Origin of the sequence: Pseudomonas ficuserectae (genome assembly GCF_024584585.1) — a bacterium.
GTDB lineage: Bacteria > Pseudomonadota > Gammaproteobacteria > Pseudomonadales > Pseudomonadaceae > Aquipseudomonas > Aquipseudomonas amygdali.
The window spans coordinates 4,860,653-4,880,280 of sequence record NZ_CP085684.1; the positions used below are offsets into that span (position 1 = coordinate 4,860,653).

Here is a 19,628-nt window from a genome sequence, read left to right on the forward strand (position 1 = left end):
GACCTGTCCTACGATCCAACAGCAAATGCCAACATCGTGACGCCAGATAAACGTCAACTTTTCGACGACGCAATCTCGCCTGATTTTTTCATTAAAAAAAATCCACTTTTTTACGTAGTGGCTTTTTGGCTTTTTGCAGTAGTAGCACTTTCGTATCTACCCCGCTGAAATCCCCGCGCAATAAGGCTTTTAAGAAAAACGCCATCACCGCGATACTGCCCCTGTCACAAACTGGATACAGCAAAATCCGCAAATCAGGACGAGTGGCCCGGAACTAAATGCGAATTCCTACGCTCCTACATCCCGTAACAATTCTGGGCTGACGTGTAAGAGATCACTTACAGGTCGACTGGAAAAATGGGAAGTTACCGACAGGGAAGCCAGGTTGATGTAACGCTGGCGTCAGGTACTAGAACTAAACTCACATCACTAGTTGATGTTGTAGACAGGCGAAGCGCCCAACAGGTGTGATGCGCAGGATTCGACAAGGTCAGCCAAGGCTCTAGCCGGAGGCTTTCCGAACGAGGTCCGCCGTCGATCGTCAAACAGGAGTGGTTTACTGCATCCAAGGAGAGCAGGGCCCTGCCCACCGGACAGGTCACTTGCCGCTTGTACTTAGTGTCATTTGAGTTCGCCTCACCTATTTGGGCACTCACTCATTAAATATGCCTGCGTTAGTTCCACGGCGTTGTTAGCCGTAAAGGATGGCGCGTGACATCTGCTGGCCAAAATTAATATCCAGCCAATTTATGGCGTGAAAAATCGAGGAGAATACGATGCGTATCAGCATATTTGGTTTGGGTTATGTCGGTGCAGTCTGTGCCGGTTGCCTGTCTGCCCGCGGTCACGATGTAGTTGGTGTGGATATTTCCAGCACCAAGATCGATCTGATCAACAACGGCAAATCACCTATCGTTGAACCGGGTCTGGAAGAGCTGCTGCAGAAAGGTATCAGTACCGGAAAACTGCGCGGCACTACCGACTTCGCCGAAGCCATTCGCGCCACTGACCTGTCGATGATCTGTGTCGGTACGCCGAGCAAGAAGAACGGCGATCTGGAACTCGATTACATCGAGTCGGTATGCCGCGAAATCGGCTATGTCCTGCGTGACAAAGCCACCCGCCACACCATCGTTGTTCGCAGTACTGTGTTGCCAGGCACGGTTGCCAACGTGGTCATCCCGATTCTGGAAGACTGCTCCGGCAAAAAAGCCGGTGTTGATTTCGGTGTCGCCGTAAACCCTGAGTTCCTGCGTGAAAGTACCGCAATCAAGGACTACGATCTGCCGCCAATGACCGTGATCGGCGAGTTCGATAAAGCCTCGGGCGACGTACTGCAATCGCTGTACGAAGAACTCGACGCACCGATCATCCGCAAGGACATCGCCGTTGCCGAAATGATCAAGTACACCTGCAACGTGTGGCACGCCACCAAGGTTACTTTCGCCAACGAAATCGGCAACATTGCCAAGGCCGTCGGCGTCGATGGTCGTGAAGTGATGGACGTGGTCTGCCAGGACAAGGCGCTGAACCTGTCCCAGTACTACATGCGCCCAGGCTTCGCATTCGGCGGCTCCTGCCTGCCTAAAGACGTTCGCGCCCTGACCTACCGCGCCAGCAGCCTTGACGTAGAAGCGCCGTTGCTCAACTCGCTGATGCGCAGCAACACCTCGCAAGTGCAGAACGCTTTCGACATGGTTGCCAGCTACGACACCCGCAAGGTTGCACTGTTGGGCCTGAGCTTCAAGGCAGGTACTGACGACCTGCGCGAAAGCCCGCTGGTAGAACTGGCCGAAATGCTGATCGGTAAGGGCTTCGACCTGAGCATCTTCGACAGCAACGTCGAATATGCACGCGTTCACGGTGCCAACAAGGACTACATCGAATCCAAGATTCCGCACGTATCGTCGCTGCTGAATTCGGACTTCGATCAGGTCATCAACGACTCTGACGTGATCATCCTTGGCAACCGCGATGAGCGTTTCCGCGCCCTCGCCAACAAGACTCCCGAAGGCAAGCGCGTCATCGATCTGGTGGGTTTCATGACCAACGCCACCAGCGAAGACGGTCGCGCCGAAGGTATCTGCTGGTAAATCAGCCGCAAGCCACAAGCGCCAGGCTCCAGGCCACAGGCTCAAGCAATGTGCTTGCAGCCTGGGGCTTGAGGCTCGCAACTGACTTAGGGATACGATTATGCAGAGGCTCAAGCACGGCCTGTTACAGGCCGCAGGTTGGCTGTTCTATTTAAGTTTACTCATGGGCCTTGCCGCGGCACTGCCTACCAGTATCTTCGACTCACAGTCGAAGAACTTTATATTCCTGATTGGCGCCGTTGGTATCTGGCGCTACTCGATGGGAATCACGCACTTCGTACGCGGGATGATTTTCCTGTACATCGTCTACCCGCACTTGCGCCGCAAGGTTCGCAAGCTGGGCAGTGCAGCAGACCCGTCCCATGTGTTTCTGATGGTCACCAGTTTCCGCATCGACGCGCTGACCACCGCACAGGTCTACAACTCGGTTATCCGCGAAGCCATCGACTGCGGCCTGCCGACGACTATCGTCTGCTCGCTGGTGGAAATGTCCGATGAGCTGCTGGTCAAGAGCATGTGGGCGAAGTTCAACCCGCCGGAGCGCGTCAAGCTGGACTTCGTACGTATTCCGGGCACTGGCAAGCGCGATGGTCTGGCCTATGGCTTCCGCGCCATCTCGCGTCACTTGCCTGACAGCCGTGCCGTGGTTGCAGTGATCGACGGCGACACCGTGCTCAACGAAGGTGTGGTCGCCAAGACCGTGCCGTGGTTCCAGCTGTTCGACAATGTCGGCGGCCTGACCACCAACGAGTTCTGCGAAGTACGTGGCGGCTACATCATGAGCGAGTGGCACAAGCTGCGTTTCGCTCAGCGTCACATCAACATGTGCTCGATGGCCCTGTCCAAACGCGTATTGACCATGACCGGTCGCATGTCGGTGTTCCGCGCAACCGTGGTAACCGACCCCGAGTTCATTGCCGACGTGGAAAGCGACTCGCTCAATCACTGGCGTCTGGGCACCTTCCGCTTCCTGACCGGCGACGACAAGTCCAGCTGGTTCAGCTTGATGCGCCTGGGGTACGACACGTTCTACGTGCCGGACGCAGCGATCAACACCGTGGAACACCCGCCCGAAAAGAGCTTCCTGAAGGCCAGCCGCAAGCTGATGTATCGCTGGTACGGCAACAACCTTCGTCAGAACTCGCGTGCACTGGGTCTGGGCGTACGTCGCCTGGGGATTTTCACCAGCATCGTACTGTTCGACCAGCGGGTGTCGATGTGGACCTCCATCCTCGGTCTGACCGTCGCCCTGATCGCCAGCTTCAAGTATGGCGGCGCGTTCCTGTTGATGTATCTGCTGTGGATCGGCATGACCCGTCTGATCCTCACCCTGCTGCTGTCCCTCTCGGGACACAGAATCGGGCCTGCCTACCCGATCATTCTCTATTACAACCAGATCGTCGGCGCGCTGATGAAGATCTATGTCTTCTTCCGGCTGGACCGCCAGTCCTGGACACGCCAGGACACCAAACTGAGCCGCGACATGGCCAGCTTTCAAGGCTGGTTCAACACGTGGTCGTCCCGAACCATGACTTTCTCGGCTGGCACCATCTTCGTCGCTGTGCTGTTGACGATGGTTTGACCGGGCCAACGGATTAATCGCTTAAGTAGGAAAATTAGCCATGAATACAGCCGTGAATGCGAACGTCGTACATGAATCCGAAGCCCAGCGCCAACACGCGCGGATCAAGATCCCTGCCAAGCTGCGCCTGCTGAATGATCAGCCCAACGCGCCACTGGTACGTATCGAAGACCTGTCGGCCGGTGGCCTGAGCTTCGTTGCTCCGTCCGGGCAGAAATTCAGCGAAGGGCAGATCGTCAAGGGACGCCTGCAATTCATCATCGACAACCTTGGCCTGGCCATGGACGTCGATCTGCAGGTGCGCTCGATCGACAACGCCAGCAACCGCATCGGTTGCCAGTTCCAGAATCTGGAACCTCAGGACATCGCTACCCTGCGCCACCTGATCACCTCGCACCTGTCCGGCGAAGTCGTCACCCTGGGCGAAGTGCTGGCCACGCTGCAGCGCGACAACTTCACCAAGGCACGCAAGGTCAAGGGCAAGGACAGCGGCATGAGCGCCATGGGTCGCCTGCGCGCCGTGACCTTCAGCCTGGGCGTGTTCATTGTCGGTCTGGCCGCTTTCGGCTTCATCTTCAAGACAATCTACGGCCTGTACTTCGTCAGCCATGCATCGGCCGGTCTGGTCACCATTCCAAGCATGGACGTGACCATGCCACGTGAAGGTACCGTACAAAGCCTGGTCGCCCAGAATGGCGAAGCCGCCAAAGGCGCGCCACTGGCAACCTTCAACACCAGCATGCTGGAAATGCTCAAAGGCAGCCTGACCGGTGAAGACCTGCAGCCCGCCAAGATCGAAGAGCTGTATGGCAAGCAGATGAGCGGCACAATGACTAGCCCGTGCGATTGCGTCGTGGCTCGCCAACTGGTTGCCGACGGTCAGTTCGCGTCCAAGGGTCAGGTGATCTTCCAACTGGTGCCACGCAACGCGCCGGCCACTGTTGAAGCTCGCTTCACCTATCGCCAGTTCAACGACGTCAAGCCAGGCACACGTGTCAGCTTCCAGATCGCTGGCGAAGACAAACTGCGCACTGGTCAGATCGTCAGCAGCACCAACCTCAGCGACGCTGACCTGTCCACTGACATCCGCGTGCAGATCAAGCCTGATGAAAGCCTGAGCAGCTCGCTTGCCGGTCGCCCTGTCGAAGTGGTCAGCGATCGCGGCCCGTCCGTGAACTGGCTGATCGATAAAGCAATGGCTGCGGGTCTGTAACCATGAACAGCCCACTACGACGCCTGTCGACCCCCACGCTACTGAGCCTCGCCGTCGCGCTCGGCCTGAGCGGCTGTGCCGGCCTGCCTGATCAACGCCTTGCCAATGAAGCCCTGAAAAACGGCGACACTGCATTGGCGGAGCAGAACTATCGGCAGCTGGCGGACCTGGGCTACAGCGACGCGCAAGTCGGCCTTGCTGATATTCAGGTCGCGACTCGCGACCCGGCTCAGCTCAAGCAGGCCGAGGCTACCTACCGCGCTGCCGCGCAGACCTCCCCTCGGGCGCAGTCGCGCCTGGGCCGTCTGCTGGCTGCCAAGCCCGACGCTACCGAAGCCGAACATCGCGAAGCCGAAGGCCTGCTGAAAAAGGCCTTCGCCAATGGCGAATCCGGCACCCTGATCCCGCTGGCGATGCTGTATCTGCAATACCCGCACACCTTCCCTGAAGTGAATGCGCAACAGAAGATCAGTGAGTGGCGCGCTGCCGGTTATCCGGAGGCAGGTCTGGCTCAGGTGCTGCTGTATCGCACACAAGGCACTTATGCTCAACACCTCGATGAGGTCGAGAGCATCTGCAAACAGGCACTGTCAGCCACGGATATCTGCTACGTCGAGCTGGCTACTGTCTACCAGACACGCGGCCAGGCCGAGCAGCGCACGGCCTTGATCGAAAAGCTCAAGAGCGACTACGCCGCTGGCCGCGTCAATGCTCAACGAGTGGACAGCGTCGCGCGCGTACTGGGTGACTCCACCATCGGTACGCCAGACGAAAAGACCGCTCAGCAATTGCTGGAAAGCGTTGCGCCTGGCTACCCGGTCTCGTGGGTCACGCTGGCCAAACTGCTTTACGACTTCCCCGAACTGGGCGACGTCAACAAGATGATGGAATACCTGAACAACGGCCGCGCGGCCGATCAGCCTCGCGCCGAGCTGCTGCTTGGACGCCTGTACTACGAAGGCAAATGGGTCACGCCCGATGCCTTCAAGGCAGAGGAGCACCTGAAGAAAGCCACAGCAACGGAGATTTCCGCCCATTACTACCTGGGTCAGATCTACCGCCGTGGCTACCTCGGTCAGGTGTACTCGCAAAAAGCCGTGGACGAGTTGCTGACCGCAGCCCGTGGCGGCCAGAACAGCGCAGATTTCGCCCTCGCGCAACTGTTCTCACAGGGCAAGGGCACGATGCCCGACCCGGTCAACGCCTGGGTGTTCGCGCAACTGGCGCTGGCCAGTCAGACCCCGCAAGCGACCGAGCTTGCCGAGGCCCTCAATACACAACTGCCGCCTGAAAAGCTCGCCACCGCCAAAGACCTGTTGGCACGCGAGCAAAAAGTCCGGGGCGCTACCGCTACTCAGAACGCGATGGCGATGCAGGCCCTGCAAGAAGAAAAAGACGGTGAGGAAGCATTATGAAGTTGAATCCCCTGATGGCTGCTGGCATGGGCCTTGGCTTCACCCTGTTGTGGGCCTGCCCGACGCTGGCAGCGCTGACCGAAGAACAGAATTTCGGTATCGAAGTGAAAGCCACGGCACAGGCCGAGGATGATCGCGATCTGGGCACCCGTTCGGGCGGCGACGTCAACGGTGTGGGCCTGGACCTGCGCCCTTGGGTCTATGGTGAGCGCGGCAACTGGAGCGGTTATGCCATGGGCCAGGTGGTCACCGCCACCGACACCATTCAGACCGACCCGCTGGAGCAGAGCAACAGCGACGGCAGCGGCACGCAAACCTCCCGTGGCACTGCCAGCGAACGCGAAGTCGACAAGTCCTATGCTGCGCTGCGTGAATTCTGGATCGGCTACAGTGGCTTCACGCCCTACCCCGGCGAAATACTCAAAGTGGGTCGTCAGCGTCTGCGCAACGACGATGGTCAGTGGCATGACACCAATATCGAGGCCATCAACTGGAACTTCGATACCACCTTGCTGCGTGCCGAACTGGGTGCCGCCCAGCGCTTCAGCGAATACCGCACCGACCTGACCGAACTGGCACCCGACGACGAAGACCGCAAGCACCTGTTCGGTTCCGCCAGCTACCAGTGGACCCCCGGCCATTGGGCAGGCGTGCGCGCTCATTACAGTCATGACGACGGCAAGCTCAAGTCTCAGGGCGAGCAACTGGATGATCTGGACAAGACGTCCAACGGCAACCTGACCTGGCTGGGTCTGCAAGCCGACAGCGATGCCTACAACTATCGCAACACCACCCCGCTCAATTACTGGGGCAGCCTGACCTGGCTGAACGGTACACGCGACGAAATCGGCGTGACTTCCGCAGGCAACGACCAGTTCATCGCCGGCGAGAAAAACGACCGCGACATGAATGGCTGGGCCACTGACCTGGGTCTGCGTCTGCGTCTTGACCCGCAATGGCAAGTCGGTGCGGCTTACTCGCGCGCCAGCAAGGATTACGTCCAGAACGGTCTAGAGAGCAACCGCTCGAACTGGACCGGCACGCGTTCGCGCATCCATCGTTTCGGCGAAGCGTTCCAGGGCGAAATGGCCAACGTGGAAAGCGGCTCGCTGTTCGCCTCCTGGCAGATGAACGAGGAATACGATGCGTCGCTGATCTACCACAAGTTCCGTCGAGTGGACGGCAATACCGGTATTGGCGGCTCGGGTATCAATGCAGTGCGTGAAAACGGCAACAGCAACACGTTCAGTTCGCTGCCGCTGGAAGACGGGCGCAAGGACCTGGGTCAGGAAATGGACCTGGTCGTGACCAAGTACTTCAAACAAGGCCTGCTGCCCGCCTCGCTCAGCCAGTCGTTCGACGAACCTTCGGCACTGGTGCGCTTGCGCGCAGGTGTCTTCAAGCCCGGCGATGCGTATCACAACGGCGTGGATGAATACATGCACCGCGCTGTTGTCGACGTCATCTGGCGCTTTTGATGCGAACCGCCAAAGGAGTGCCAGAGATGAACAGTCATACAAGCAATGGGCGTAGCCGAAGCTGGCCGCATGCCCTGCTCGAAAGCGCACTGCTGACCAGCGCTCTGCTGATGGCCAGCGGTGTGGCGCTGGCTAACGCCCCTGTCGTAACAGATGCACAGAAGGCGGTGGTCAAGGAGTTGCACCAGGCCAAGACCTACACCATCACCAGCCCGCCGACCGAGCCCTTGGAAATGTCCAAGCCGGTGTTGCCCGACCTCAAGGGCTATACCGCAGAAGCCGCCTTGAAAAAGATCGTGCGCAACAAGCCGGGCAAGGTCACTGTCTCGCGGATGATGGAAGAAACCGGCCTGAAGGAATTCATCGGCGGCGATAACAAGATGGCCGAATGGGTCAACCGTCAGCGCGGCATCCCGCAGGCCATCATGATTTCCGACGGCTACGTGAACCTGCAGGACCTGGCCAAAAAGGTCCCCAAGCAGTTCCTCAATGAAGTGTCGCCGGGTGTCTATGTGGCGCGCCTGCCGATTCTGATCAAGGAGACCGGGATCTTCGAGATCGACAGCAAGACCAAGGAATTGCGTCTGTCTCAGGAAAAAGGTTCGTTCATCGTCAGCGAAGGCAAGATGCTGATCACCCACACTCAGGTCAACGCCTGGAGTGAAACCCGCAACAGCCTGGCGACCTATCGCAAGCCTGACGAGTTTCGTCCGTTTCTGTTGACCTGGGGTGGCTCGGAAACCTGGATCGCCAATACCAAAATGGCGAGCATGGGTTACGACCAGAGCAAGTCCTACGGCATCAGTATTTCCCAGTACACGCCCAACACCGCGAAGATTCTCAAGCGTGCCGAGCCAACCGGCTGGATCATCGATTCAGAGTTCTCGGACATGTGGTACGGCTTCTACTGCTATGAAACCCGCGACTTCGTGGTCAAGGGCAATACTTACCGCGACAACATCATTTACGGCATTGACCCGCACGACCGCTCGCACGGGCTGATCATCGCCGAAAACGACGTTTACGGGACCAAGAAGAAGCACGGGATCATTATTTCCCGGGAAGTGGACAATAGCTTCATCTTCCGCAACAAGAGCCACGACAACAAACTGTCCGGCGTGGTTCTGGACCGTAACAGTGTGGGCAATATCGTCGCCTACAACGAGATCTATCAGAACCACACTGACGGCATCACCCTGTACGAAAGCGGCAATAACCTGCTGTGGGGCAATCGCGTGATCGCCAACCGTCGCCACGGTATCCGCGTGCGTAACAGCGTGAACATCAAGCTGTACGAAAACGTCGCCATAGGCAACGGCCTGATGGGCGTCTACGGCCACATCAAGGACTTGAGCGATACCGACCGCGACATCGAGCTCGACCCGTTCGACGCTCAGGTATCGCTGATCATGGTCGGCGGCGAACTGTCCAGCAATGGCTCCGGCCCGCTGTCCATCGACTCGCCATTGAGTGTCGAGCTGTATCGCGTCTCAATGCTGATGCCCACCAAAGAAGTCGGTATCAGCCTCAACGGCATCCTCGGTGAGCGCCAGGACGAGATCCTCGACCTGCTTGTACGCCAGAAAAAAGCCGTATTGATCGACCCCGTCGAAAGCCAGACCGAGCTGCGGGAATGAGGAAGGGTATTGTTATGCACGCACATCTGATCAAGCTGTTGAGCCTGTCCAGCCTCACCGCCGCCCTCATGGCCGCCGCAGGTGTCGCTCGGGCGGATGACTCACAAGCGCCTACATTCAAGGCCGAGCCTTGCTGCTCTCTGTGCCCGGCCGCGCATGACGCGAAAAACTACACCACGCGTTATCAGCAGAACTTCACCACACTGGTCCAGGCGCAGGGCGACTGGCTGTTCCGGACTCAGGAAGACCTGCGCACCGAATTCGACACCACGCCTGCCGGCTACCGCCGTATGAAAGAACTGCACGATGCGTTCAAAAGCAAAGGCGTCGAACTGGTAGTGGTCTATCAACCGACCCGTGGTCTGGTAGATCGCAACAAGCTGTTTCCAGCCGAGCGCGACAAGTTCGACTACGACAAGGCGCTGAAAAACTATCAGGCCATGCTCGGCCGCTTCAGCAAGATGGGTTACTGGGTCCCGGACCTGTCGCCGTTGACCAACGAGCAGCAGGCGCATGACTTCTACTTCCGCGGTGACCAGCACTGGACGCCTTACGGCGCACAACGCACGGCGAAGATTGTCGCTGAAACCGTGAAGAAGGTTCCGGGTTACAGCGACATCCCGAAGCGTGAGTTCGAAAGCCATATTTCCGGACGCATGGGCAAAACGGGCACTTTGCACAATATGGCGGGTCAATTGTGCGGCACCAGCTACGCGATCCAGTACATGGATCAGTTCACCACCGAACCCAAGGGTGAGGCGGGCGACGGAGACCTGTTCGGCGATTCCGGCAACCCGGAGATCACGCTGGTCGGCACCAGTCACAGCGGCAAGAACTACAACTTCGCTGGCTTCCTGCAGGAATACATGGGTGTCGACGTGTTGAACGTAGCGTTCCCTGGTGGTGGTCTGGAAGGTTCGATGCTGCAGTACCTGGGCAGTGAAGACTTCCAGAAGCGTCCGCCGAAAATTCTCATCTGGGAATTCTCGCCGCTGTATCGCCTGGATCAGGAAACCATCTATCGCCAGATGATGGCGCTGCTGGACAACGGCTGCGAAGGCAAGCCTGCGGTAATGAGCGCCAGCACCACCCTCAAGCCGGGCACCAACGAAGTGTTGGTCAATGGCAAGAATGGCATCAAGGATATCCGCAACGGCAGCAATCAGATCGATATCAAGTTTGACGATACTTCGGTGAAAGTCCTTCAAGCCAGGCTCTGGTACATGAACGGGCGTCACGAAGATCTGAAAATCGAAAAACCGGAAACGTCCGATACTGACGGACGCTTCGCGTTCGAACTGCGCGAAGACGAGGACTGGGCTAACCAGCAATTGCTGGCGCTGGAGATCCAGGGACCGGAAGCAGGCACGGCACCACAGAAAGTCGAAGCCAAAGTATGCAAACGCAACGTGTTCCCGAGCGCTGCGACACACACCGCTCAAGCCGGACTATGAGGTGACTTATGCAGACTCCTAAACTGATACGCCCTACCCTGCTGTCGATGGCAATTCTGTCATCGATGGCCTGGGCTACGGGTGCGTCCGCCGCACTGGTTCCACCCAAGGGCTATGACGCCCCGATCGAAAAAATGAAGACTGGCGATCACAATTTCAGCTGTGAAGCCATTCCAAAGCCGTACACCGACAAGCTGGTTTTCCGCAGCAAGTACGAAGGTTCGGACAAGGCACGTGCGACCCTCAACGCCGTCTCGGAAGAAGCCTTTCGCGATGCGACCAAGGACATCACCGACCTTGAGCGCGGCGTCAGCAAAGTCGTGATGCAGTACATGCGCGACGGTCGTCCGGAACAGCTCGATTGCGCGCTGAACATGATGACTACCTGGGCCAAGGCCGATGCGCTGGAATCTCGCGAGTTCAACCACACCGGCAAGTCCATGCGCAAATGGGCACTGGGCAGCATGTCCTCCGCCTACCTGCGTCTGAAGTTCTCCGAGTCGCATCCGCTGGCCAATCGTCAGCAGGACGCCAAGATCATCGAAGCATGGTTCAGCAAGCTGGCCGACCAGGTGGTCAGCGACTGGAGCAACCTGCCGCTGGAAAAAATCAACAACCACTCGTACTGGGCCGCCTGGTCAGTGATGGCAACCGCCGTCGCCACCAATCGACAGGACCTGTTCGACTGGGCTGTGAAGGAATACAAGGTCGCCGCCAATCAGGTGGACAAGGACGGTTTCCTGCCTAACGAGATGAAGCGTCGTCAACGCGCGCTGTCGTATCACAACTACGCCCTGCCGCCGCTCGCGATGATCGCCAGTTTCGCCCAGGCCAACGGTGTCGATCTGCGTCCGGAAAACAATGGTGCCTTGAAGCGTCTGGGTGACCGTGTGCTGGCCGGCGTCAAAGACCCTTCGATTTTCGCTGAACACAACGGCGAGAAACAGGACATGACGGACTTGAAGAAAGATCCGAAATTCGCCTGGCTCGAACCGTACTGCTCGCTCTACACCTGCAGCCCGGATGTGCTGGAAGAGAAACACGAAAAGCAGCCGTTCAAGACTTTCCGCCTGGGCGGTGACCTGACCAAGGTCTACGACCCGACGCACGAGAAAGGCGACAAGGGCGACAACGACGGCTCCTGATTCACTGTTGTTATTTGTAGGAGCGGACTTGTCCGCGAAGCCCCACGCCCAAGCGATGCATCCATGAGACCGGACCTCGCCTGAGCTGCTTCACCGACAAGCCGTAAAGCGACGTGTTTACCCCCCAATTTCAACGGGGGGTTTGGGGGGCTTTGAGCCCTTGAATGTTGGACAAACGGAGAGATAAGGATGGTTTTCTCATCCAACGTGTTCCTGTTCCTGTTCATGCCGATCTTCCTCGGCTTGTACTACCTGAGCGGGCAACGCTATCGCAATCTGCTGTTGCTGATTGCCAGCTATATCTTCTACGCCTGGTGGCGTGTGGACTTTCTGGCGTTGTTCATCGGCGTGACCGTCTGGAACTACTGGATCGGTCTCAAGGTAGGCGCAGCAGGTGTGCGGACCAAACCGGCACAGCGCTGGCTGCTGCTCGGCGTAATCGTGGACCTGTGTATTCTGGGCTACTTCAAATACGCCAACTTCGGTGTGGACAGCATCAACGCAGCCATGACCTCGATGGGTCTTGAACCGTTCATCCTGACCCACGTGCTGTTGCCGATCGGTATCTCGTTCTATGTCTTCGAGTCCATCAGCTACATCATCGACGTTTACCGCGGCGACACCCCGGCCACGCGCAACCTGATCGACTTCGCTGCATTCGTCGCGATCTTCCCGCACTTGATCGCCGGCCCCGTGCTGCGTTTCCGCGACCTGGCCGACCAGTTCAACAACCGCACTCACACGCTGGACAAGTTCTCTGAAGGTGCAACGCGCTTCATGCAGGGCTTCATCAAGAAAGTGTTCATCGCCGACACCCTGGCGGTGGTCGCCGACCACTGCTTCGCTCTGCAGAACCCGACCACCGGGGACGCCTGGCTGGGCGCCCTGGCCTACACCGCGCAGCTGTACTTCGACTTCTCCGGTTACAGCGACATGGCCATCGGTCTGGGTCTGATGATGGGTTTCCGCTTCATGGAAAACTTCAAACAGCCCTACATCAGCCAGTCGATCACCGAGTTCTGGCGTCGCTGGCACATCAGCCTGTCCACCTGGCTGCGTGACTACCTGTACATCACCCTGGGCGGCAACCGTGGCGGCAAGTTCGCGACTTATCGCAACCTGTTCCTGACCATGCTGCTGGGCGGTCTGTGGCACGGTGCCAACGTCACCTACATCATCTGGGGTGCCTGGCATGGCATGTGGCTGGCCATCGAGAAAGCGGTCGGCATCAACACCAAGCCTTACAGCTTCAACCCGATTCGCTGGGCACTGACCTTCTTGCTGGTGGTCATAGGCTGGGTCATCTTCCGCGCCGAAAACCTGCATGTCGCCGGTCGTATGTACAGCGCCATGTTCAGCTTCGGCGAGTGGCAGCTGTCGGAACTCAACCGCGCCAGCCTGACCGGTCTGCAAGTTGCAACACTGGTGGTGGCTTATCTGACGCTGGCGTTCTTCGGTTTGCGCGACTTCTACCAGAACCGCGAAAAAGACACCGGCAAGAGCGCCAAGGCTGACGGTCCTGCGACCGCACAACCGGGCACCATCAAGGCCGTTCCCGGCGATGCTCCCGGCAGTCTGCACCTGCCAGGCTACACCGTGGGCAGCGAAGCACAGGTGCAGCCCGCGTACTGGGTTGCCGACTGGCCACGTTACGCCATGCGTGCACTGATCCTGCTGCTGTTCGTGGCTTCGATTCTCAAACTCTCGGCGCAAAGCTTCTCGCCGTTCCTTTACTTCCAGTTCTGAGGAGCCTGACATGACCCGTTCATTACGAATCCTCTATATCGCCATCTTCCTGGCCATTCTGCTGGTCCTGGGCATCTGGTCGCTGCGCAGTTTCAGCACGTTCTCGACCTCGGCCGAGACCACCGTGCTCAACGGCAAGTGGACCAAGGCGGCGGAAACTCATTACGACGATGAGTTCCCGATCAAGCGCCTGGGCACCAACCTCTGGGCAGCGCTGGACTTCAAACTGTTCAACGAAGGTCGTCCGGGTGTTGTGCTCGGTAAGGACCAGTGGTTGTACACCGACGAAGAGTTCGACGCGGTTGCCAACGGCGAGCAGAACGAAGCCGACAACCTGGCAATCATTCAGGGTGTGCGTGACGCGCTGGAAAAACAGGGCACCAAACTGGTCCTGGCGATCGTTCCGGCGAAGACCCGTTTGTACCCGGAGCATATCGGTGACAGCAAGCCTGCCAGCCTGCACACCGACCTGTATCAGCAGTTCCACGCTCAGGTCGCCAAGGCCGGGATCTTTGCCCCGGACCTGCTGGCACCGCTGCAAGCTGCCAAGCAACAGGGCCAGGTTTTCCTGCGCACCGACACCCACTGGACGCCAATGGGTGCCGAAGTCGCCGCGCAGCAACTGAGCGCAGCGATTGCCCAGAAAACGCCACTGGAAGGTGAACCTGAGCAGTTCGTCACACAAGCCAAGGGAACCGAAGCCTACAAAGGTGACCTGACTACATTCCTGCCGCTCGATCCGCTGTTCAGCAACATGCTGCCCAAGCCGGACGAGTTGCAGAAACGCAGTACCGATCCGGTAGCAGGCGAAGCGGCAGGCGGTGACGCACTGTTCGCAGACAGCGACATCCCGGTGGGTCTGGTGGGCACCAGCTACAGCGCCAACCCTAACTGGAACTTCGTCGGTGCCTTGAAAGAAGCGCTGCGCAGCGATGTCGTCAACTACGCCGAAGACGGCCATGGCCCGATCCTGCCGATGCTCAAGTACCTGCAGACCGATGCTTTCAAGAACACCCCGCCGCAAGTGGTGATCTGGGAATTCCCGGAGCGCTACCTGCCGGCACACAACGATCTTGGCGAGTTCGATCCGAAGTGGATCGCCGAGCTGAAGAAATCGCGTGACACCCAAGAAAACGTGGCGCTCAACGCCAAACAATCCGAGTCGCCCAACCGGGCGCAAAACTGAGAGGACTGACTCATGACTTTTAACACTACTGCCAACCGTTCGGCCGCAAAACGCATTTTCAAAACCTGCGCAATGGCCGCAGGTCTGGGCCTGATGTCCCTGCAAGCTTTCGCCGGTGACTCCGCCCTGTACGGCCCGACCGCACCAAAAGGCTCGACCTTCGTGCGTGTCTACAACGCCAGCAACGCCGAAATCAGCGCCACCGTTGGCAACACCAACCTCAACGAAGTGGCGCCACTGGGTAGCACTGCGTTCAGCTTCATGCCACAGGGCGACTACACCGCCAAGCTGGGCAGCCAGAGCCTGCCGGTGAAACTGGCGGGTGATCACTACTACACCATCGTCAACAACGCCAGCGGCAAACCGCAGCTGGTTGAAGAGCCGCCGTTCAAGAACAAGCAGAAATCCCTGGTTCGCGTTCAGAACCTCAGCGACAAGTCCCTGACTCTGAAAACCGCCGACGGCAAGACCGAAGTGGTCAACGCTGTAGCGGCCAAAGGCACCGGCGAGCGTGAGATCAACCCGGTCAAAGTCAGCCTGGCGCTGTACGACGGCGACAAGAAAGTCACCGATTTGAAACCTGTGGCACTGGAGCGTGGCGAAGCCGCTGTGCTCTACATCACCGGCAGTGGCAGCAGCCTCTCGCCAGTGTGGGTCAAGCCACCGGTCGCAACCCGCTAAACGAATTATGCCGGTCGGTTCAGGGCATCAGCGCTGAACCGACCCGCGCGGAACAAGAACAAGACAGAAACGACAGACACCTCGTACGGCCCTAATTGAATGCTTTTGGAGAAACAAAATGATTCCAGTTATCTTGTCAGGCGGTAGTGGTTCACGACTCTGGCCGCTTTCGCGTAAACAATTCCCTAAACAGTTCCTGGCACTGACCGGCGAGCACACCCTGTTCCAGCAAACCCTGGAGCGTCTGGTGTTCGAGGGCATGCAGGAGCCTATCGTGGTCTGCAACAAGGACCACCGTTTCATCGTCAACGAGCAACTCGCTGCGCTGAACCTGGAAACCCAGGCGATCCTCATGGAACCGTTCGGCCGCAACACGGCGCCAGCCGTTGCCCTGACCGCCATGAAGCTGGTCAACGAAGGCAACGACGGCCTGATGCTGGTGCTGCCAGCCGATCATGTCATCGAAGACCAGAAGGCCCTGCAACGCGCACTGGCTCTGGCAACCGTAGCCGCAGAACGTGGCGAAATGGTGCTGTTCGGCGTACCGGCCAACAAGCCTGAAACCGGCTACGGCTACATCAAGTCCACCGCCGATGCCCTGCTGCCGGAAGGCGTCAGTCGCGTATCGCAATTCGTCGAAAAACCTGACGAAAAACGCGCCAGGGAATTCGTCGAAGCCGGTGGTTACTACTGGAACAGCGGCATGTTCCTGTTCCGCGCCAGCCGCTTCCTGGAAGAGCTGAAAAAGCACGATCCGGACATCTACGACACCTGCCTGCTGACCCTTGAGCGCAGCGTGCAGGACGGCGATGCGCTGGAAATCGACGCTTCCACCTTCGCTTGCTGCCCGGACAACTCCATCGACTATGCAGTCATGGAAAAAACCCAGCGCGCCTGCGTTGTACCGTTGTCGGCTGGCTGGAGCGATGTCGGCTGCTGGTCGTCGCTGTGGGAAGTCAACGCCAAGGACGCCAACGGCAACGTCACCAAGGGCGACGTGGTCATCCAGGACAGCCGCAACTGCATGATCCACGGCAACGGCAAACTGGTGTCGGTGATCGGTCTGGACAACATCGTGGTCGTCGAAACCAAGGACGCGATGATGATTGCCCACAAGGACAAGGTCCAGGGCGTCAAGCAGATGGTCGCCACCCTCAACGAACAGGGCCGCACCGAGACCCAGAACCACCTCGAAGTGTACCGTCCGTGGGGCTCCTACGATTCGGTGGACATGGGCGGTCGCTTCCAGGTCAAGCGCATCTCCGTCAAGCCAGGCGCCTGCCTGTCGCTGCAGATGCACCACCACCGCGCCGAACACTGGATCGTGGTATCCGGTACTGCGCAGGTGACCTGTGACGAGAACGTGTTCCTGCTCACCGAGAACCAGTCCACCTACATCCCGATCGCCTCGGTGCATCGCCTGCGCAACCCAGGCAAGATCCCGTTGGAAATCATCGAAGTGCAATCGGGCAGCTACCTAGGCGAAGACGATATCGAGCGTTTCGAAGATATCTACGGTCGTTCAAACGCGCTGGAAGCGGGTGTGAAGACGCAAACTATCGCTCGCTGATAGGGTTTTAGCTGCACGTTACAGGTAACACAGCCCTCGACAACTATTTGCGCAGATTTATACGCAGAGAGTTGTCGGGGGCTTTTCATTTGCGCGACGTCCCCCTCTCAGGTTCTGTAGGATGTCCAGCATTACCTTTGCTGGAGACCTGCATGTTTATCGGCATCCTGTTGATCCTGACCTGGCTTGTGTTGTTATTGCGCTACCCCGCCAAGGCCTTGCCGGTCTCGTTGGCTGCGGCGGTCGGGCTTGGGGTCGTGGCGGCTGTGGTGATCTGGCAGGACAGCCAGGAAACGCGTCAGCTTGAGCGCCTGGAAATCCGCCTCGGATACGATCCGCAAGGCTGCCCGGCAGATCGTCCGTTGCAGGTCAGTATCACCAATACCAATCAGGTCGCGTTGCAGGAACTGCGCTGGCGGATCGCGGCCTATGCGCCTGGCGACTCGGTGAATCTGGCGGATAACACCTACACCTCTGCACGCTATCGCGGCCCCGGCGAACTTCAGGCCAAAGGTACGTGGCAGGATTGCGTGCCGCTGCCTGCACTGCGCAATGGCTATCGCCCGCAAACCCTGGAATTTCGCGCAGAACATCTGCAAGGCAGCTTCTCGGACTGATCACAAGGATCTCCCTCATGCCCATCGCTTTGATTACAGGCTGTTCCAGCGGAATCGGTCGTGCACTGGCCGATGCGTTCAAAGCTACTGGCTATGAAGTCTGGGCGACGGCGCGCAAGGCCGAGGATGTCGCTGCACTCAGTGCCGCGGGCTTCATTGCCGTGCAGCTGGATGTCAACGATGGACTGGCGCTGGAGCAACTGGCTGCCGGGCTGGAGCACAGTGGCCTGGATGTGTTGATCAACAACGCAGGCTACGGCGCGATGGGGCCGCTGCTCGACGGCGGCGTGGAGGCCTTGCAGCGGCAGTTTGAAACCAATGTGTTTTCCGTCATCGGCGTTACCCGCGCGCTGTTTGCGGCGCTGCGTCGCAACAAAGGCCTGGTAGTCAATATCGGTAGCGTTTCAGGTGTATTGGTCACCCCGTTTGCAGGTGCTTACTGTGCTTCCAAAGCCGCGGTACATGCCCTCAGCGATGCGCTACGTCTGGAGCTGGCACCATTTGGCGTACAGGTAATGGAAGTCCAGCCCGGTGCCATTGCGTCAAGCTTCGCAAAAAATGCCAGTCATGAAGCCGAACAGTTGATCAGTGAACAATCACCCTGGTGGCCTATCCGCGAAGGCATTCGCGCACGTGCAAAGGCTTCACTGGACAACCCTACTCCTGCTACAGAATTCGCCCGCGACCTGCTCAAAGCCGTGCAACAAACCCATCCGCCACGCCTGCTGCGCCTGGGCAACGGCTCACGCCTGCTGCCGCTGATGGCGTGGTTGCTGCCCAAAGGGCTACTGGATATGGGCCTGAGAAAACGCTTTGGATTGAACACCGACTTGTGACGCAGAGCGTCACGAACTGCATTCCCACGCTGGAGCGTAGGGAGCGATCATCGCAATTATCGTGCGACGCTCCGCGTCGCATGCCGTTCTGGACGCTCTGCGTCCTCGACCATCAGCCGTCTAGCGGCCTGACAATCACCGTGCAGGTCATCCCCGCCGCCAGCAATACGCTTTCCGGTACGGAATCCAGATGAATGCGCACCGGCACGCGCTGGGCCAGACGCACCCAGTTGAAGGTCGGGTTCACGTCAGCGATCAATTCGCGACTTTGCGGGTTGTCGCGGTCGTAGATACCGCGTGCGATGCTTTCGACATGGCCTTTTAGCACTTCGCCACTCATCAACTGCATATCGGCAGGATCGCCCACGTTAAGGTGCGGCAGCTTGGTTTCCTCGAAAAAACCGTAAACCCAGAATGAGTTCATATCGACCACCGCCATCTTCGCTTCGCCGATACGCGCATAGTCGCCGCGATGCACGTTCAGGTTGGTGACATAACCGTCCACCGCTGCCAGCACGCGTGTGCGGGACAGGTTCAGTTCGGCCGCTTCCAGCTGCGCTTGCGCCAATTGGTAATCCGCCAGCGCCGAGGTGGCAACATTGCTCGCGTCGTCACGGTTCTCTGCCGAGATGACCAGTTCATCCATGTCGGCACGGCGCTTCGCGTTGAGCTTGCGCATCTCCCACGTCGCCTTGCGTGAGGCCAGCAACGCCTGCGCCTGTTTGACTGCGATCCGGTAGTGCTCCGGGTCGATCTGCATCAACAAATCGCCGCGTTTTACCCGTTGATTGTCGTGCACCGGCACATCGACCACGGTGCCGGACACATCGGCGGCTACATTGATGATATCGGCGCGTACCCGACCATCACGGGTCCACGGCATATCCATGTAGTCGACCCACAGCGTACGACCAACCCAGAGCGCGATTGCCAGCACCAGCAACGTGGCAAGCAGGCTATAGAACTTTTTCATGC

The 19,628-nt window shown here is 58.5% G+C and carries 15 protein-coding genes; 14 read left to right on the plus strand and 1 reads right to left on the minus strand.

The window, feature by feature from the left end:
• Positions 1-776 precede the first annotated feature (776 nt).
• From LJU29_RS21510 to LJU29_RS21575, 14 genes are all read left to right on the plus strand, one after another.
• Positions 777-2,093 (plus strand): nucleotide sugar dehydrogenase, encoded by a 1,317-nt coding sequence (locus tag LJU29_RS21510; RefSeq protein WP_002552256.1) that lies wholly within the window; start codon positions 777-779, stop codon positions 2,091-2,093.
• A gap of 100 nt (positions 2,094-2,193) precedes the next feature.
• Complete coding sequence (gene alg8, locus LJU29_RS21515; RefSeq protein ID WP_002552255.1) at positions 2,194-3,675, plus strand: mannuronan synthase; 1,482 nt, start codon at positions 2,194-2,196, stop codon at positions 3,673-3,675.
• A 40-nt stretch (positions 3,676-3,715) separates the two neighbouring features.
• Positions 3,716-4,888 carry an alginate biosynthesis protein Alg44 gene (locus LJU29_RS21520; RefSeq protein WP_002552254.1) on the plus strand — a complete coding sequence of 391 codons (1,173 nt, stop codon included), beginning with the start codon at positions 3,716-3,718 and terminating at the stop codon, positions 4,886-4,888.
• 2 nt (positions 4,889-4,890) lie between these two features.
• Positions 4,891-6,303 (plus strand): alginate biosynthesis TPR repeat lipoprotein AlgK, encoded by a 1,413-nt coding sequence (gene algK, locus LJU29_RS21525; RefSeq protein WP_004663968.1) that lies wholly within the window; start codon positions 4,891-4,893, stop codon positions 6,301-6,303.
• The gene (locus tag LJU29_RS21530) at positions 6,300-7,781 is read left to right on the plus strand and encodes an alginate export family protein (protein ID WP_004658317.1); all 1,482 of its coding nucleotides are present in this window, start codon (positions 6,300-6,302) and stop codon (positions 7,779-7,781) included. Before algK ends, LJU29_RS21530 begins: the two co-directional genes overlap by 4 nt.
• Before the next feature lie 26 nt (positions 7,782-7,807).
• Positions 7,808-9,418: a mannuronan 5-epimerase AlgG gene (algG, locus tag LJU29_RS21535; RefSeq protein ID WP_005752926.1), complete on the plus strand. Its 1,611-nt coding sequence runs from the start codon at positions 7,808-7,810 to the stop codon at positions 9,416-9,418.
• A gap of 14 nt (positions 9,419-9,432) precedes the next feature.
• Positions 9,433-10,872, plus strand: a complete 1,440-nt coding sequence (locus tag LJU29_RS21540; protein WP_054996325.1) for an alginate O-acetyltransferase AlgX-related protein — start codon at positions 9,433-9,435, stop codon at positions 10,870-10,872.
• 8 nt (positions 10,873-10,880) lie between these two features.
• Positions 10,881-12,017 carry a mannuronate-specific alginate lyase gene (locus LJU29_RS21545; protein WP_005752927.1) on the plus strand — a complete coding sequence of 379 codons (1,137 nt, stop codon included), beginning with the start codon at positions 10,881-10,883 and terminating at the stop codon, positions 12,015-12,017.
• A 189-nt stretch (positions 12,018-12,206) separates the two neighbouring features.
• The gene (locus tag LJU29_RS21550) at positions 12,207-13,763 is read left to right on the plus strand and encodes an MBOAT family O-acyltransferase (protein WP_005746022.1); all 1,557 of its coding nucleotides are present in this window, start codon (positions 12,207-12,209) and stop codon (positions 13,761-13,763) included.
• A gap of 10 nt (positions 13,764-13,773) precedes the next feature.
• Positions 13,774-14,949 carry an alginate O-acetyltransferase gene (locus LJU29_RS21555; RefSeq protein WP_005732683.1) on the plus strand — a complete coding sequence of 392 codons (1,176 nt, stop codon included), beginning with the start codon at positions 13,774-13,776 and terminating at the stop codon, positions 14,947-14,949.
• A gap of 12 nt (positions 14,950-14,961) precedes the next feature.
• On the plus strand, positions 14,962-15,630 hold the full coding sequence (locus LJU29_RS21560; protein ID WP_004658322.1) for an alginate O-acetyltransferase AlgF: 669 nt from the start codon (positions 14,962-14,964) through the stop codon (positions 15,628-15,630).
• 118 nt (positions 15,631-15,748) lie between these two features.
• Positions 15,749-17,200 carry a mannose-1-phosphate guanylyltransferase/mannose-6-phosphate isomerase gene (locus LJU29_RS21565; RefSeq protein WP_004663964.1) on the plus strand — a complete coding sequence of 484 codons (1,452 nt, stop codon included), beginning with the start codon at positions 15,749-15,751 and terminating at the stop codon, positions 17,198-17,200.
• Between the two features lie 152 nt (positions 17,201-17,352).
• A complete protein-coding gene (locus tag LJU29_RS21570) occupies positions 17,353-17,817 on the plus strand; it encodes a hypothetical protein (protein WP_054077852.1) in 465 nt (154 codons plus the stop codon).
• A gap of 17 nt (positions 17,818-17,834) precedes the next feature.
• Positions 17,835-18,653 carry an SDR family oxidoreductase gene (locus tag LJU29_RS21575; RefSeq protein WP_002552245.1) on the plus strand — a complete coding sequence of 273 codons (819 nt, stop codon included), beginning with the start codon at positions 17,835-17,837 and terminating at the stop codon, positions 18,651-18,653.
• A 112-nt stretch (positions 18,654-18,765) separates the two neighbouring features.
• Here LJU29_RS21575 and LJU29_RS21580 read toward each other — a convergent pair whose 3' ends face one another.
• The gene (locus LJU29_RS21580) at positions 18,766-19,626 is read right to left on the minus strand and encodes an efflux RND transporter periplasmic adaptor subunit (RefSeq protein WP_057453775.1); all 861 of its coding nucleotides are present in this window, start codon (positions 19,624-19,626) and stop codon (positions 18,766-18,768) included.
• Between the last annotated feature and the right edge of the window lie 2 nt (positions 19,627-19,628).

Coding starts and splice junctions, on each gene's coding strand:
- LJU29_RS21510 (WP_002552256.1), top strand. CDS start 777: ATGCGTATCAGCATATTTGGTTTGGGTTATGTCGGTGCAGTCTGTGCC.
- alg8 (WP_002552255.1), top strand. CDS start 2,194: ATGCAGAGGCTCAAGCACGGCCTGTTACAGGCCGCAGGTTGGCTGTTC.
- LJU29_RS21520 (WP_002552254.1), top strand. CDS start 3,716: ATGAATACAGCCGTGAATGCGAACGTCGTACATGAATCCGAAGCCCAG.
- algK (WP_004663968.1), top strand. CDS start 4,891: ATGAACAGCCCACTACGACGCCTGTCGACCCCCACGCTACTGAGCCTC.
- LJU29_RS21530 (WP_004658317.1), top strand. CDS start 6,300: ATGAAGTTGAATCCCCTGATGGCTGCTGGCATGGGCCTTGGCTTCACC.
- algG (WP_005752926.1), top strand. CDS start 7,808: ATGAACAGTCATACAAGCAATGGGCGTAGCCGAAGCTGGCCGCATGCC.
- LJU29_RS21540 (WP_054996325.1), top strand. CDS start 9,433: ATGCACGCACATCTGATCAAGCTGTTGAGCCTGTCCAGCCTCACCGCC.
- LJU29_RS21545 (WP_005752927.1), top strand. CDS start 10,881: ATGCAGACTCCTAAACTGATACGCCCTACCCTGCTGTCGATGGCAATT.
- LJU29_RS21550 (WP_005746022.1), top strand. CDS start 12,207: ATGGTTTTCTCATCCAACGTGTTCCTGTTCCTGTTCATGCCGATCTTC.
- LJU29_RS21555 (WP_005732683.1), top strand. CDS start 13,774: ATGACCCGTTCATTACGAATCCTCTATATCGCCATCTTCCTGGCCATT.
- LJU29_RS21560 (WP_004658322.1), top strand. CDS start 14,962: ATGACTTTTAACACTACTGCCAACCGTTCGGCCGCAAAACGCATTTTC.
- LJU29_RS21565 (WP_004663964.1), top strand. CDS start 15,749: ATGATTCCAGTTATCTTGTCAGGCGGTAGTGGTTCACGACTCTGGCCG.
- LJU29_RS21570 (WP_054077852.1), top strand. CDS start 17,353: ATGTTTATCGGCATCCTGTTGATCCTGACCTGGCTTGTGTTGTTATTG.
- LJU29_RS21575 (WP_002552245.1), top strand. CDS start 17,835: ATGCCCATCGCTTTGATTACAGGCTGTTCCAGCGGAATCGGTCGTGCA.
- LJU29_RS21580 (WP_057453775.1), bottom strand. CDS start 19,626: ATGAAAAAGTTCTATAGCCTGCTTGCCACGTTGCTGGTGCTGGCAATC.